At 54.6% G+C, this 13,860-nt stretch carries 12 protein-coding genes; all 12 read right to left on the reverse strand.

Going from position 1 to position 13,860, the window contains the following annotated elements; all coding sequences use genetic code 11:
* On the reverse strand, positions 1-4,234 hold a 4,234-nt coding region (locus tag U8U68_RS05665; RefSeq protein ID WP_322199860.1), incomplete at its 3' end, for a hypothetical protein.
* Between the two features lie 251 nt (positions 4,235-4,485).
* Positions 4,486-4,971 carry a hypothetical protein gene (locus tag U8U68_RS05670; protein ID WP_322199861.1) on the reverse strand — a complete coding sequence of 162 codons (486 nt, stop codon included), beginning with the start codon at positions 4,969-4,971 and terminating at the stop codon, positions 4,486-4,488.
* A 9-nt stretch (positions 4,972-4,980) separates the two neighbouring features.
* Positions 4,981-5,511, reverse strand: a complete 531-nt coding sequence (locus U8U68_RS22320; protein WP_367575797.1) for a GNAT family N-acetyltransferase — start codon at positions 5,509-5,511, stop codon at positions 4,981-4,983.
* Positions 5,489-6,250, reverse strand: a complete 762-nt coding sequence (locus U8U68_RS05675; protein ID WP_322199862.1) for an acetyl-CoA carboxylase carboxyltransferase subunit alpha — start codon at positions 6,248-6,250, stop codon at positions 5,489-5,491. Before U8U68_RS05675 ends, U8U68_RS22320 begins: the two co-directional genes overlap by 23 nt.
* 2 nt (positions 6,251-6,252) lie before the next feature.
* On the reverse strand, positions 6,253-7,116 hold the full coding sequence (gene accD / locus U8U68_RS05680) for an acetyl-CoA carboxylase, carboxyltransferase subunit beta (RefSeq protein WP_437124417.1): 864 nt from the start codon (positions 7,114-7,116) through the stop codon (positions 6,253-6,255).
* A 24-nt stretch (positions 7,117-7,140) separates the two neighbouring features.
* Entirely contained in the window at positions 7,141-8,460 is a 1,320-nt protein-coding gene (locus U8U68_RS05685; protein WP_322199864.1) for an acetyl-CoA carboxylase biotin carboxylase subunit, read from the reverse strand.
* 269 nt (positions 8,461-8,729) lie between these two features.
* Positions 8,730-9,152 (reverse strand): 3-hydroxyacyl-ACP dehydratase FabZ, encoded by a 423-nt coding sequence (gene fabZ / locus U8U68_RS05690; RefSeq protein WP_322199865.1) that lies wholly within the window; start codon positions 9,150-9,152, stop codon positions 8,730-8,732.
* 14 nt (positions 9,153-9,166) lie between these two features.
* The gene (gene accB / locus U8U68_RS05695; RefSeq protein ID WP_322199866.1) at positions 9,167-9,589 is read right to left on the reverse strand and encodes an acetyl-CoA carboxylase biotin carboxyl carrier protein; all 423 of its coding nucleotides are present in this window, start codon (positions 9,587-9,589) and stop codon (positions 9,167-9,169) included.
* A 14-nt stretch (positions 9,590-9,603) separates the two neighbouring features.
* The gene (gene fabF / locus U8U68_RS05700; protein WP_322199867.1) at positions 9,604-10,836 is read right to left on the reverse strand and encodes a beta-ketoacyl-ACP synthase II; all 1,233 of its coding nucleotides are present in this window, start codon (positions 10,834-10,836) and stop codon (positions 9,604-9,606) included.
* A 152-nt stretch (positions 10,837-10,988) separates the two neighbouring features.
* Positions 10,989-11,726 (reverse strand): 3-oxoacyl-[acyl-carrier-protein] reductase, encoded by a 738-nt coding sequence (fabG, locus tag U8U68_RS05705; RefSeq protein ID WP_322199868.1) that lies wholly within the window; start codon positions 11,724-11,726, stop codon positions 10,989-10,991.
* A gap of 235 nt (positions 11,727-11,961) precedes the next feature.
* Positions 11,962-12,876 carry an ACP S-malonyltransferase gene (locus U8U68_RS05710; RefSeq protein WP_322199869.1) on the reverse strand — a complete coding sequence of 305 codons (915 nt, stop codon included), beginning with the start codon at positions 12,874-12,876 and terminating at the stop codon, positions 11,962-11,964.
* Positions 12,864-13,808 (reverse strand): nitronate monooxygenase, encoded by a 945-nt coding sequence (locus U8U68_RS05715; protein ID WP_322199870.1) that lies wholly within the window; start codon positions 13,806-13,808, stop codon positions 12,864-12,866. The genes U8U68_RS05710 and U8U68_RS05715 overlap by 13 nt, the downstream gene beginning before the upstream one ends.
* Between the last annotated feature and the right edge of the window lie 52 nt (positions 13,809-13,860).

Here is a 13,860-nt window from a genome sequence, read left to right on the forward strand (position 1 = left end):
TTTCTTCCAATGTTCCGGCACTAATGCCAGCCAGGTCGGGGTACTTCTCAAGCACGTCAAAGTCCGGCGTCGGGCTCGGGCTCGGTTTCTCGCTGGGCGTCGGGCTCGGGGTGGGCTCGATGATTTCATTGGCGGACAGGGTCCACACATTCTTGGTCACGCCATCCTCGGCAACCACAACAATGGGAATGGGATTGCTCAGGTTAAAGGTCTTCAAGTGGTCGGCAGGGTCATATTCCTCGCCGTCCACACTCTCAATGGTGGCCATAGGAGACACGGTAATGTCCAGGCGCACCTTGGTAATATCTACTTCTTCCGCATGGGTCAGGTCAACCTTGGCGGTGAGGGTGTCAACGTCCAGCTCGGCGGGAGTTTCGTCCACGCGCAGGCTGAGGATATTGGCCTGCTTGTCAATGCCGTTAATGGTCAGCTGCAAGCGGTAGTTATCCATGGTGTGCTGGTTCTCGTTGTACACATGGAGCTCGGCCTCTTTGCCCAGAATGGTGCCCCACAGCTGGTAGAGGTACTTGGTGTTGGCGCCCATGCCGGTTACCTGGGTCTCATCGCCGGTCAGGGGGTCAATAATCCACAGCTCGTTGTCCTTTACAAAGAAAGTAGTGTCGCTGTCGATAGAATTGTCCACACGGTTCTGGTCGTTCATCTTGGTGAAATAGGGATCCAGGGCCGCGTCGGCAGTGTTAAAGGGCTTGCGGGTGGTATCGTCGGCAGCGTTCAGCAGAACAGCGCCGTCGTCCACAGTCCAGGTCAGTTTGAAGTCTTTGCTATCGTTGTCGCGGTAAGTGTTCCAGTTGTAGCTATAGGGAACGTCGATGTTGATGGTCTTGTAGTAACGGCCAGCAGTAGCGTTCACCTTGTCGTTGCCGGAAACGTTCACCAGGCTGTCGCCAGTCTTGGCTTTATCCTTCACCACGGTCACATAGTACACGCGGGTGGCGGCAGCAGCGGCCTTATTGGGGTCGTTGCCTACACTGGCAGCAGCCCACTTAGCGGCGTCGTCCTGGCTTACCACGTACAGTTTGTTAGTTTCAGAAACACGGCTGGGAGTAAAGCCCTTGCCGTCGGCAGACCAAGCGGCCAAATCGGCATTTGAAGTTGTGCAGTCGATCGCGAACTGCTTGGCAGCAACACCGTTACCAGCCTTAGTCTGATCATCCATATCCAGGCTTATGCCATCCACCAGATAAGGTACATACCAGTTATCATCATCATTGGTATATGCGTTATAGGTAGTGGGAGTATTGGCATCTGCACGGTACACAGTGGAATTGGCGGAAGAGGTCAGGCCATCCAGGTAAATGGTCTCGTTAACGGCAGCGTTAGTAGCCGCGTTTACGCCGAAGTCCTCGGGCACATGGATCTTAATGGCGTATTCCTTGCCGTTGCCATTGGGGATGGGCAGAATCTCAATTTTCTGGTCAGCCTTGGCATAGTAGTTGTGGCCGCCCATGGTACCGATGTAAGGAGCGTCGGCACGATTTACGTCAGGGGCTGCGGTAGGAGTAGCAGCATAACGGTTTGCCAGAGCAGCAAAGTTGGTCATGGTCCGGCCACCGTGGAGCAGGTCCTCCTCCAGGGCAGTAGAAGCGCCGATCAGATCCAGCTCTGCTTCCTTGTTGTTGGAGGAGCTGCCGTTGGACTTCTCCTTCTCAAAGGAGATGGTCCACACGCCCTTGTGGGTCTCGTCGTTGTTGTTGCTAACGCTTAGAATCAGTACGTCGGTGTTAGCAGTGGTGCCAGGGGCGTTGCGGGTCTTGTTCAGCAGGTAGCTGATGTTCCACAGGTCACCCAGGGTGGTTTTGCCATTTTCAGTCTCAGTGTAGTAGTTGGCCTTGGCAAACTGACTCCAGTAACGAGTACCGGGGTCTACGGTCCACACGCTGTCACCAAGGGTATTGGTGTAGGTGTTGGTGCCGCGCCACAGGCCGCCGGGGGTTACCACAGCGCCGTCGCTGGACTCCAGAATGAGGTACAGACCGGTCAGGTTGCTGTGCAGGGTTTGTATATAAGTAGCGTCCTTCGGTGCAGTAAACGTAGTAGTCGTCGTACCTGCATCGTTTTTCAGAATATACCCACTACCCACAAATTGCTTCAGCCATGTGGCAACACTAGGATTGTCAGTACCCAAAGAGGCATTCGTGTTTGTAATAGTACAAATCTCAGTATCATTTGTATCCAGACCAGTAAATGTAATAACTTTCTTATCCGCAGCGCTGCCTTCACCTTCAGCAATCACTACATAGGCACCATTTTTCTTAGCCTGAAGATCCATACAGGATGAAGTATCGTTCCAAACAATCTTCAGATCACTTTCATCATCAATGCCCATATCAGCAAGAACTGTAGCTAGATTTGCTGCGAAATCGCCACCACCATTCACTGATATAGTGAACTTATTGGCATCAGCTGTTCCAGGGAACAGAATTTGAGTAGGGGCGTTGTTAATCTTCTTTTGAACAGCGGGAACATCAACGATTGTGCTGTTAGCCGCATAAACACTCTCCGGTACCCGGAACACAAAGTCCTGGGTGCCAGCGGTCTTGGTGGCTTCGTAGACCATCTCGCCCTTGCCGTTCACCAGGTAGGCGCGCTGAATGTCGGTACCGGCGTTCTGGGCACGCTTAATGGTGATCTTATAATCCGTAAACTTGGTGGCGTCAGACGGATTTGCCACGCGAATGGTAAAGCTGCCGTCGCCGGTGTCCAGATTGTCGATGTAGGTAGCGGAGTTGAGGTTGGGCTTATCCAGATACAGGTCAGCCCCGGTAGCAGTGGCCACTACCTTCCAGTAGCTTCCATCGCTATCGTCGTCCTGGGCAGGCACAGAGATAACAGCCTCGCTGTCGGTACGTAGGCTGATACGGGCAGGATGCACGCCAGCGCCGTCACGGTAGATATAGTTGCTGTCTACCATGTAGTCAAAGCTGGTGGGCAGGCCGCCAAAGTTCCACTTGGCCTCGTAGCCGTTCAGCTGGAAGGTGATCATCTCGGGAGTGCCTGCGGTGGTGGCGGTAGCCTTGTCACGCAGGACGATTTTCACGTTCTTAAAGTAAGAAGGCTCGGTGGTAACGCCATCGTCGTAGTTAGCCTCGGTCTTTACGTTGAGGTAGGCAACCAGGGTGCCATTCTTGGCAGTAAAGGTGATGGTGTTCTGCTCACTCTTAATGGGCTCATCGTCGGTATCATCATAAGCATTGGCCCAAATGAGGTCTGTGTTGGGGTCCTCTACCCGCAGAACGTTCTCGTCATGATTAAAGAGCACATGGGCCTGGGTGTTGGCAATGTTGAAGTCAGGCACCAAAATGGTGTAGACCAGGGTCTTGCCATCGCTGTCCAGCACGCCCTCGTCGGCAGGGAGAGCAGTGTTGTAATGGTCCTTGCTAGCAACCAGCTTTACACCCACGTCGCTCAAGGCGGCCTCATGCACAAACTTTACGGTGTAGTTTTTGGTGTGCTTGTCGGGAGCGGTTACGGTGACGATGCTCTCCATCTGGTTTGCGCCGTCCTTGTAGCTGATCTCGGCATGAGCGGAGGAGGGAACGAACACCCGGCGGAACTGGATGTCGCCTACAGAGGTGGCGTTAGTAGTGTTGCCGAAGGAACCGGCACCATTAACGCCGTCGCCCAGACCTACGTCCTCGCGGGTCATGCCCAGAGGCAGCACAATGGTGATAACCGCGTTCTCGTTATCCACAGTGCCCTTAATGCCCTTAAAGGTGTAGTCCGTGGTGCCCTCGCGCCAGCTCTGGTTGGGCCGGATGGCGCGCAGAGTGGTGTCGTCGTTGGGCACGGTGGTCCCCACGGTGAACTCGATGGAGGTATTCTCCACAGCGTTCTCCTTAGCGGTGTCCTTAATCTCCAGGTCAATGGTATAAACATTGTCGGAGACCTTGGTAGCCTCGGTGAGCAGGTCAATGCCGTTCACCGGAAGCTTGCGCTTGACGTTACGAGCTGTGGTAATGGTTAGCTCGTAGTCAGGCTCGGTGACCCATGCCAGGCTTACTGTGGTGGTATCATATACCGTCACAGTATATTTGCCGTCAGCATAGGTTGCTGTGCGGTTGTTCGCGGTGACGTCCGGATGCTTTAGCTCCGGAGTCGGTGCGGGATCTGTGGGAGCATCCTCCGCCGCAGCACTGAGCGGAATCATTGCGACGACCATCATGATGGCCAGAAGCATCGCAAGTGATTTCTTCAGAAACTTGCTTTTGTTCATGATTTCAACCCTCTTAAATTTTAGATTCTCAGCCGGCCTTTTTCGCCGCTGAGTGGAAGTTAACTATATATTACAACTGGCAAAATAAAGACATAGAATTGGCAATTTGAAATGGAAGTTCTAAGAAAGACTTGTCCCAAAGGACCTTTTTCGTGCCACAGGAGATGAAGATAATGGGGCAATCTATAAAAAAGACGTAAAAAAGCCGCTCTCTTTTTCAGAGAGCGGTTACATTTCGTTGAACTCTTAAATTAATAATCTTCTGGGCGCAGTAGTTCCTCGGGAATATGAGCCATAACATCATCCACATAGTGCATCTTCTGCCACTCCTCATCAAAATTTGGATAGAAAGTGCGACAGGCAAATTCTTCGGTCAGCGGGCCCCATAGGTTACCAGAGCGCAGTAAAAACTCACTAGGGTCCTTGTCATAATGAATATGCAAAGACAGTTCCCGAATAAACCACATTTCCATAGCGGCCTCAGGCGGCAGCGAAGTATTATTCAAAATAAAACTGTACTGGGATTCCAAAATGGGCCTAGCCACTTCTTCCGGCTGGGCATCTGTAATCATTCGTACTGCTAAATCTAAGTATGAGCGCTGGGTCTCCCCAGCCAGATCATTTTCAACGGGCAAAGCCAGTATCCCGGCCTTCTCAATGCGCAGGATGGTGCGCATAAAGTATCTGAAAATTTTATCAAGATTCTCGCTGCCAAACTCCGTGCGGATATTTTCCATGCTGTCCTCCTAAAGTAGCTTCTCCATATACCCACAAGTAAAGGGGAAAAAATCAAAACTCTGGTACCATCTCTTCAGCACTAGATTTTCCTCCACAAGACCAAGGACCATCTTCTTGCAAGGACGTTGGCGTGCCTGAACAAAAGCATGCTCCAACAGCCCCTGGCCCTTCCCTTTGTGACAAAGGGAAGGGTCTATACAGAGATGATTTATCTCACACACAGCATGATTTTGAAAATGTATGGAGTAATATCCCGCCAGCTGTCCATTATACCAGCAGACAAACAGCAGCCAGTCTGGATCAGCTAGCTGCTGGGCTAGACGTTCCTGGGTAATGGCAAATGCCGTAAACCTAAACGCATTTTCAGGGGTGAAACCAAAGTCCTCCGCTACAGTAAGGAAGCTCTTATGAATGAGCTGTACGCAACCAGGCAGATGCTCTTTCTGAACAGGAAGAATGGCGGGAACAGTTGGCGCCCATTCCGAGACCCCTGGCTCATCCCTCCTCCGCGCACTCTCAAAACTTTCGAAACCGCTTATACCGCTCTTCTAACAGCTCCTCTGTGGGCTTTGCCAGCAGACCAGGCAGTATCTCTGCCAGCTGATCTCGAATCTGCACGTAAGAGTCCTCAAAATTTTCCTCAGGAATGACCTGCTCCACAATACCCAGCTCCTGCATATCCTGAGCGGTCAAACGCAGGCACTCAGCAGCGTCTTTTACTTTTTTAGCGTCCTTCCATAGGATACTGGCACAGCCCTCTGGTGAAATAACGGAGTATACCGCATTTTCCAGAATCCACACCTGATCTGCCAAGGCCAGGGCCAAAGCTCCGCCGCTGCCCCCCTCCCCTACTAGAATGGAGATCACAGGTGTACGCAATGAAGAGAGCTCTAATAAATTTTCAGCAATAGCCTGCCCTTGGCCCCGCTCCTCGGCCCCCAAACCGCAGTAGGCCCCAGAGGTATCCACAAAGCACACCACCGGCCGGCGGAACTTTTCCGCCTGTTTCATCAGCCGCAGGGCTTTCCGGTAGCCCTCTGGATTTGGCATACCAAAATTTCTCCGCACCCGTTCCTTGGTATCCGCGCCTTTCTCAATGGCAATCACCGTTACCGGATGACTATCTAGAGACGCCAAGCCGCCTACAATAGCCGGATCGTCAGAAAAGCGCCGGTCGCCGTGGAGCTCAATAAAATCGTCAAATACATTTTCAATATACACAAGACCCGTGGGACGTCCCTTGGACCGTGCTAAAACCACTTTGTCATACGCGCTCAAAACTAGTCACCTCCAAACATAGCGGGCACCATATGCCCAGACCCGTGCAGAGCCAGCAGCTGGGCAATCACTGTTTTCTGCCGGTCCCGGGGCACAATCAGGTCTACAAAGCCGTGCTCTACAAGAAATTCCGCTGTCTGAAAGCCCTGGGGCAGCTTTTTTCGAATGGTCTGCTCAATCACCCGGGCCCCGGCAAAGCCAATGGTGGCCCCGGGCTCGGCCATGATGATGTCTCCATCCATGGCAAAGCTGGCGGTTATACCGCCCAGGGTGGGGTCGGTCAGCACCGTCAGGTAAAAGAGCCCCGCCTGGCTGTGGCGCTCCACAGCGGCGCTGGTTTTGGCCATTTGCATTAGCGAGAGAATCCCCTCCTGCATCCGCGCCCCTCCAGAGACCGTAAAGCCTACTACTGGAGCGCCTAGGCTGGTGGCATACTCAAATAAGCGGGTGATCTTTTCCCCTACCACAGTACCCATGCTTCCCATCATAAAGTTAGAGTCCATAATAAATAGGGCGCAGGGATGCCCCCCCACCTGGGCGGTGCCGCATACCACAGCATCTTTCTCTCGGGAGGAAAGCCGGGCGTTGCGCAGCTTCTGGTCATAGTTGGGAAACCCCAAAATGTCCCGGCTAATCAAGTCCGCGTCTAATTCTTCAAAGGTGCCCTCATCCGCAATATAACCAATACGCTCCCGAGGCCCCATGCGAAAATGATAGCCGCAAGCAGTGCACACATTCATGTTTTCTTGTAGGTCGCTTAAGGGCAGCTGTACCCCACAGCGGGGGCAGGCACTGCGAATACCGCTGTCCTCGGCCTCTTTGCCGCCCTTTTCCAGCTCGTTTTGGGGCGAGCGGAACAGTCCCATCAAATTCATCAGCCTGCGCCCTCCTTAGCCTTTTGGTCTAAAGTATTTCATAAAGTCTGTGTAGTAGTCCCCGGCCCGGAACTGCCGGTCTCGAACAATCTCAATCTGCTCTTCAATATTGTTTCCGGTTCCGTCTATAATCAGTTCGCATAGAGCGGACTGCATTTTACGGATGGCCTCCTCCCGGGTAGAGGAATAAACAATAAGCTTACCCAGCATGGAGTCATAATAGGGAGAGATGTCATACCCCTGGTACAGCAGGGTATCAAACCGCACCCAGGGCCCCCCCGGTGGATGGAAAAAACGTACCTGGCTGGCATGGGTCGCGTTGATCCTGCACTCAATTGCCGCGCCCCGCAGGTCAATGTCCTCTTGGGAAAAGTCAAGGGGCACCCCCGCGGCAATACGGATCTGCCATTTGACAATGTCCACACCGGTAACCAGTTCGCTTACTGGGTGCTCTACCTGCAAACGGGTGTTCATCTCCATAAAATAGAAATTCCCGCTCTTGTCCATCAAAAACTCTACAGTACCCGCATTGACATATTCCGCTGCCTTAGCGGCCTTGGTGGCGGCCTCCATAAGCTTTTGCCGGGTCTCAGGGTTCACTCCAGGCGAGGGCGATTCCTCAATAAGCTTTTGGTTGTTTTTTTGAATGGAACATTCCCGCTCCCCCAGGCAAACTACCCGGCCTGTGGTGTCTGCCAACAGCTGTACCTCAATATGCTTAACAGGGGCCAGATACTTTTCCATATAGAGCCGCCCATCTCCAAAGGCTTTCTCCACCTCAGCGGAAGCGGTCAAAAAGGCCCGCTCCAGGTCCTCGGGGCGCTCTACTAGGCGGATACCCTTTCCGCCACCCCCAGCGCTGGCCTTTACCATTACCGGATAGCCCAGCTCTTTAGCAGCGGCCTTTGCTTCTTCCACAGTGGCCAGAACCTGGGTGCCAGGGGTGGTGGGCACACCGTTTTCCCTCATCAAGCGACGGGCCGCGTCTTTGTCACCCATTTTGGCAATCACGTCCCCTGGAGGGCCGATAAAGGTAATACCATATTTGCGGCACATGCCAGCGAATTCAGCGTTCTCAGACAAAAAACCATAGCCAGGATGGATGGCCTGGGCGCCGGTAGCCACTGCCGCACTGATAATCCGTTCTCCATTCAGGTAGCTGTCCTCAGCCCTGGCTCCGCCAATACACACGGCCTGGTCCGCTAGCCCCACATGCAGGGACTCCCGGTCCACCTGAGAATAGACCGCTACACTGGAAATGCCCATTTCTTTGCAGGCTCGAATGATCCGGACCGCAATCTCGCCTCGGTTGGCAATTAGAATTTTTGTGAACATGCGTCCACCCCTTTCTTAAAGGCCCTGGGGCCTTTGTCACACCCCGCAGCCCTGAAGGCCGTGGGACCCTCTGCCCCACACCCCGCAGCCTTTGGAAAAGGCTGGCGAAACTATTTCTAATACGGGCCAGCCACAGCCCCTGCCACAAAGCAGAAAGCCGGGTGAGAGCGGGAACGTTTGGAAACTTCGGTACTTTTCCTGGGCCGCCAGCAGCGAACGTCCCGAACCGGCAATGAAACCGCTCCGCATTACTTCCAAGAAATAAACTCTTACTCCGCGTCCACCTTTACCAATGCAAAAGAGAACTCCGCCGAAACGCAGACCTTGCCGTTTACCCGGCCGGTCCCCTTGGCAAAGTAGAACTGCCCCCGGCTGCGTACCAGTTCGCACTGGCTCTCAAATACATCCCCGGGCTTTACCTGCCCCCGAAACTTCACATTTTGTAGGCCCGTGAACAGGGGTGTCATACCTTCGGCCTGGCCAATGAGCAGCACGCATGCGGATTGAGCCAGCATTTCGCACTGAATGACGCCTGGCACCACCGGATTGCCTGGGAAGTGTCCCTGCAAAAAGAACTCGTCCCCTCGTACCTGGTACTTACCCTGGCTTTTGCCGTCAACTAACTCCACCTGGTCCACCAATAACATGGGTTCCCGGTGGGGCAGCACTTTCTTAATCTCGTCTCGATTCACGCCTCGGCCCTCCCTTACGGCACAATGCGGAACAGGGGCTGGTTATATTCCACCACCTGGCCGTTGCCTACGCAAATTTCCGCCACCGTACCGTCTATTTCGGCGGGAATCTCGTTCATCAGTTTCATGGCCTCAATAATGCATAGGGTGTCTCCTTTGCGCACTTTAGCGCCCGCCTCCACAAAAGGCGGACTATCCGGCGCGGGGGCCGCATAGAATACCCCCACGGTGGGCGAAAGCACAAGGGTACCATTTTTTGGGGGCGGATCCGGCTCTACCGGAGCGGGAGAAAAGGGTGAGGCCGTTAGGGCCTGGGCAGGGGCGACAGTATTGACTCGTTCCAGCTTTAGGCTTACCCCGTCCTGGGTCAGCTCCAAAGAGGTCAAGGCGTTTTCCTTCATGAGCCGGGCCAGACTCTCAATTGATTTTATATCCATCACCATGCCGCCTTTCAAAGTTTTTTAAACGCTAAGTAGGCGTTATGTCCGCCAAAGCCTAAAGAGGCAGATAGAGCTAGCTCTATGTTTACCTGACGCGCGGTATTTGGCACATAGTCCAGGTCGCATTCTGGGTCTGGCTCCTGATAACCAATAGTGGGCGGAACCACACCGTTTTTCAGGGCCAGCACACAGGCAATGGCCTCCACAGCTCCGGCAGCCCCCAGCATGTGGCCGGTCATGGACTTGGTAGAGCTCACCAGGCAGGCCCGGGCAGCATCCTCTCCCAAACCCAGCTTAATGGCTTTTGTCTCGCAGGCATCGTTCAAGGGAGTACTGGTACCATGGGCATTGATATAGATCTTTGCGGGGTCGGCGCAGCCGCCAGCCTCGTCATAGGCCAGTTTCAGGGCGCGGCCTCCGCCAGAACCCTCTGGATTAGGAGCGGTAATATGGTGGGCGTCACAGGTAACGCCATAGCCGCACAACTCACCCAGAATTTCCGCGCCTCGGGCTTTTGCGTGCTCATACTCCTCCAGCATCAAAGCTCCCGCGCCCTCGCCCATCACAAAGCCGTTGCGCCGTGCGTCAAAAGGTACACAGGCGGCGGCGGGGTCCTCTGTGGTGGAAAGAGCCTTCATGTTGGAAAAACCCGCCAGCCCCAGGGGAACGATGGCCGCCTCTGCGCCACCGGTCAGGGCGGCGGTCAAATAACCGTGCTTAATGGCCCGGTAAGCCTCGCCAATCGCATTGTTTCCCGTGGCACAGGCAGTAACAGAAGAGACCGCCGCGCCCTGGAAATTGTACTTAATGGCAATTAGCCCACCGGCCATGTTGATGATCAGGGCGGGGATAAAGAAAGGGGATACCCGGCGGGGGCCCTTTTCGTCTAAAATACGCTGCTGCTGGGCAAAGGTACCGATGCCGCCGATACCGGAGCCAAAGTATACGCCCACCTCTTCTGGGGCGATGGTGTGGAGAATGCCGCTCTGCTCCACAGCCTGCCCGGCGGCGGTCAGTGCGTACTGGCAGAAGAGATCGAACTTGCGTAAGTCCCCCTTGTCCATATACCGGCTGGGGTCAAAGTCTTTTATTTCAGCGGCCACTTTGACCTTGAAGTCTCCGGCATCAAATTTCGTAATGGGCCCCACTCCGCACCTGCCGGAGACAAGGCTGTTCCAATAACTTTCCACATCATTGCCAATAGGCGTCACAGCGCCCATTCCGGTAATTACAACCCGATTCAAGGGTAGATCATCCTTTCAAGCTTCCAAAGAAGGGAGCAGTAAGATTCGCTTTAACAACTGTACATTTGCGTTTCCATCATATGGAATTAGGCCGGCGCATTACTGCATGGACCAAAGCCGGTCTATTGCTTATGTGGCTAAGCTGCTTATAGCTACGTGGCTAAACCGCCGTCCACCCGGATGGTTTCGCCAGTAATGTAGTCGGACTCAGGCGAGGCCAAAAACAAGGCCGCGTTAGCCACGTCCTCTGGCGAGCCCATGCGCTTCATGGGCACCTGCATCAGCAGCGGATTGTCCGCAGTAATATTTTTTGTCATATCGGTTTCAATAAACCCAGGGGCAATGCAGTTGCAGCAAATCCCCCGGCTGCCCAGCTCTTTGGCCACAGATTTCGAGAGGCCGATGAGCCCGGCTTTAGAGGCGGAGTAGTTCACCTGGCCCACATTACCCACCAGGCCGGCAATGGAACTGATATTAATAATCTTGCCGCTACGCCTGCGCATAAAGTCCCGGTAACAGGCGCGAATCATATGGAAAGCGCCCTTTAGGTTGATGTCCAGCACCATGTTATAGTCCTCGTCTTTCATGCTTACCATCAGGCCGTCCCGGGTTACACCAGCGTTATTTACCAGAATATCCACCTTGCCCAGGTCTTGGACCACAGACTTTACGGTGTTGTTCACAGCAGCCTCGTCCCGCACGTCGCAGATATAGGCCTTTGCCCGGCGGCCCATGGACTCAATCTCCCCACAGGTGTCCAGGGCAGGCTTCTCGGGGCCCACATACGCGATGGCAATGTCCGCGCCATGTTCCGCCAGTTTCAAAGCAATGGCACGGCCCAGGCCCTGAGAACCGCCGGTAACAAGAGCAATTTTTCCTTCCAGTTTCATTTTGGGTACTCCTCTCCAAAATAAAATATAATAATATAGAAACGCCCAAGAAGATCCAGGAGAACCGAAAAAGAACACATCTGGTTCACGGCTCCCACCAAGGGACGCACAGCAAATGTTTTGTCCGGTTCCGCTGGTCTCGTCCGTCCACTCAACTGGGTCAGAACAGTCTCCCTGGCGAACTTCTCCGCGTCTCGGCAGGATACACTCAGCGCTGAGCAGTTAGGCGTAATTCCTATATCCCCATAGTGTCCAGCGCGGCCTTTAGGCTCTCCTCATCCTGTACCGGCAGCGCTCGTACGGTCTTGTCTGTTTTCTTGATGAGCCCGCATAGGGTTTTACCCGGGCCGCATTCTATAAAGGTATCGACCCCTTGGAGGATTAGGGCCTCCACGGTTTCCTGCCAGCGCACAGGGCTCTTTACCTGGTTCACCAACCATCTTGCCGGGTCCTCTCCATAGGGCTGGGCTGTATAGTTGGCATAAACAGGCAGGCGGCCCGGGGCAAAAGATGTCTCACCCAGGACCTTTTCCAGCTGAATGGCGGCGCTCTCCATAAAGGGCGAATGGAATCCTCCGCTTACTGCCAAAGGCGCAGCCCGCCCTCCCGCGTCTTTTACTTTTAGTTGAAACTCCGCCAGCTGTGCCGGCTCGCCCGCCACCACCAGCTGTCCGGGACAGTTGTAGTTTACGGGCCACACCTTTGAAAACTGTCCGCACAGCTCCTCCACCTGCTGGTGGCTCAGCTTCAGCACGGCAGCCATAGCGCCGGGGTTTTCCTCCGCAGCCTGCTGCATGGCCTGGGCCCGTTTACACACAAAGCTAAAACCATCCCGCTCCTTGAGAATACCCCCAAAGGCCAGAGCCGGGATCTCCCCCAGGGAGAACCCGGCGGCAAAGTCCGCATGGACGCCCTTTTCCTCCAGGGCCTTGGCGGCAGCCAGGTCCACGCAGTACAGGCAGGGTTGAGTATTTATAGTGGTGGAAAGTAACTCGGCTGTGCCAGAAAAACACTGCTCCCGGGTGCCGGGGCGCAGCTCTTCGGCCAGATCAAACACAGTTCGGGCGGCAGGGCTGCACTGGTACAAAGACTGCCCCATACCCGGATACTGGGCCCCCTGGCCCGCAAATACAAAGGCTATCTTACCCATTTTTCCGCCCCTTTCAGTACATCCTCGGCCTCCTGGAACATCTCCTGGATAATCTGGGCGGCGGGCTGCTCCCGGTTCACCATACCAGCAATCTGCCCGGCCAAAAAGTCGCCGGTTTTCTCATCGCCCTCCACAGCGGCCCGGTACAGGGCCCCGCGGCCCATGGCCTCCAGCTTTTCGTCAGAGATCTGGCTGTACTCAGCCTTCAGAAACTCCTTAGCAAAAGGATTCTTGATCTGCCGCACTGGGTGGCCCAGGCGCTTGCCTGTAACCATGGTGGAAATATCATTGGCCTTTAGGATCTTGTTTTTATAATTTTGATGGACCCCGCACTCATGAGCCACCAGGAACCGGGTGCCCACCTGCACGCCAACAGCCCCCAGCATAAAGGCGGCGGCAATGCCCCGGCCGTCTCCAATGCCCCCCGCCGCCAGCACAGGCAGTGGGGTGGCATCCACCACCTGGGGCACCAGTACCATGGTGGTCAGTTCCCCCACGTGGCCGCCAGACTCGCCGCCCTCGGCAATTACCGCCGAAGCCCCGGCTTTGGTTACCAGCTTGGCCATGCCCACCGAGGCTACCACAGGGACCACCTTCACCCCGGCATCCAGCCAAGCGGGCATATATTTGGCAGGGTTTCCCGCGCCGGTAGTGACCACGGCCACCCGCTCCTTAGCGGTAAGCTCGGCCACCTCTGGAGCAAAGGGAGACATGAGCATAATGTTCACGCCAAAGGGCTTGTCGGTCAAGCTGCGGGCCAGGTCGATCTGCTCCTTTAGGTACTGGGCGTTGGCGTTCATGGCAGAGATAATGCCCAGGCCCCCGGCATTGGACACAGCGGCGGCCAGCTTGCCGTCGGAGATCCAGGCCATGCCGCCCTGGAAAATGGGGTATTGGATGCCCAAAAGGTCGCAAAGAGGTGATTTGATCATGAAGGGTTTCCTTTCTATATAACATTATGTATGAGTCTTTATTAATTAAGAA

This window comes from Acutalibacter intestini (assembly GCF_034334985.1).
Taxonomy (GTDB): Bacteria; Bacillota; Clostridia; order Oscillospirales; family Acutalibacteraceae; genus Acutalibacter; species Acutalibacter intestini.

Bases quoted from the DNA above. Each gene is read 5' to 3' on its own strand.
- U8U68_RS05670 (WP_322199861.1), bottom strand. From the start codon at position 4,971: ATGGAAAATATCCGCACGGAGTTTGGCAGCGAGAATCTTGATAAAATT.
- U8U68_RS05715 (WP_322199870.1), bottom strand. From the start codon at position 13,808: ATGATCAAATCACCTCTTTGCGACCTTTTGGGCATCCAATACCCCATT.
- accB (WP_322199866.1), bottom strand. From the start codon at position 9,589: ATGGATATAAAATCAATTGAGAGTCTGGCCCGGCTCATGAAGGAAAAC.
- fabG (WP_322199868.1), bottom strand. From the start codon at position 11,726: ATGAAACTGGAAGGAAAAATTGCTCTTGTTACCGGCGGTTCTCAGGGC.
- U8U68_RS05685 (WP_322199864.1), bottom strand. From the start codon at position 8,460: ATGTTCACAAAAATTCTAATTGCCAACCGAGGCGAGATTGCGGTCCGG.
- accD (WP_437124417.1), bottom strand. From the start codon at position 7,116: ATGGGACTGTTCCGCTCGCCCCAAAACGAGCTGGAAAAGGGCGGCAAA.
- U8U68_RS05710 (WP_322199869.1), bottom strand. From the start codon at position 12,876: ATGGGTAAGATAGCCTTTGTATTTGCGGGCCAGGGGGCCCAGTATCCG.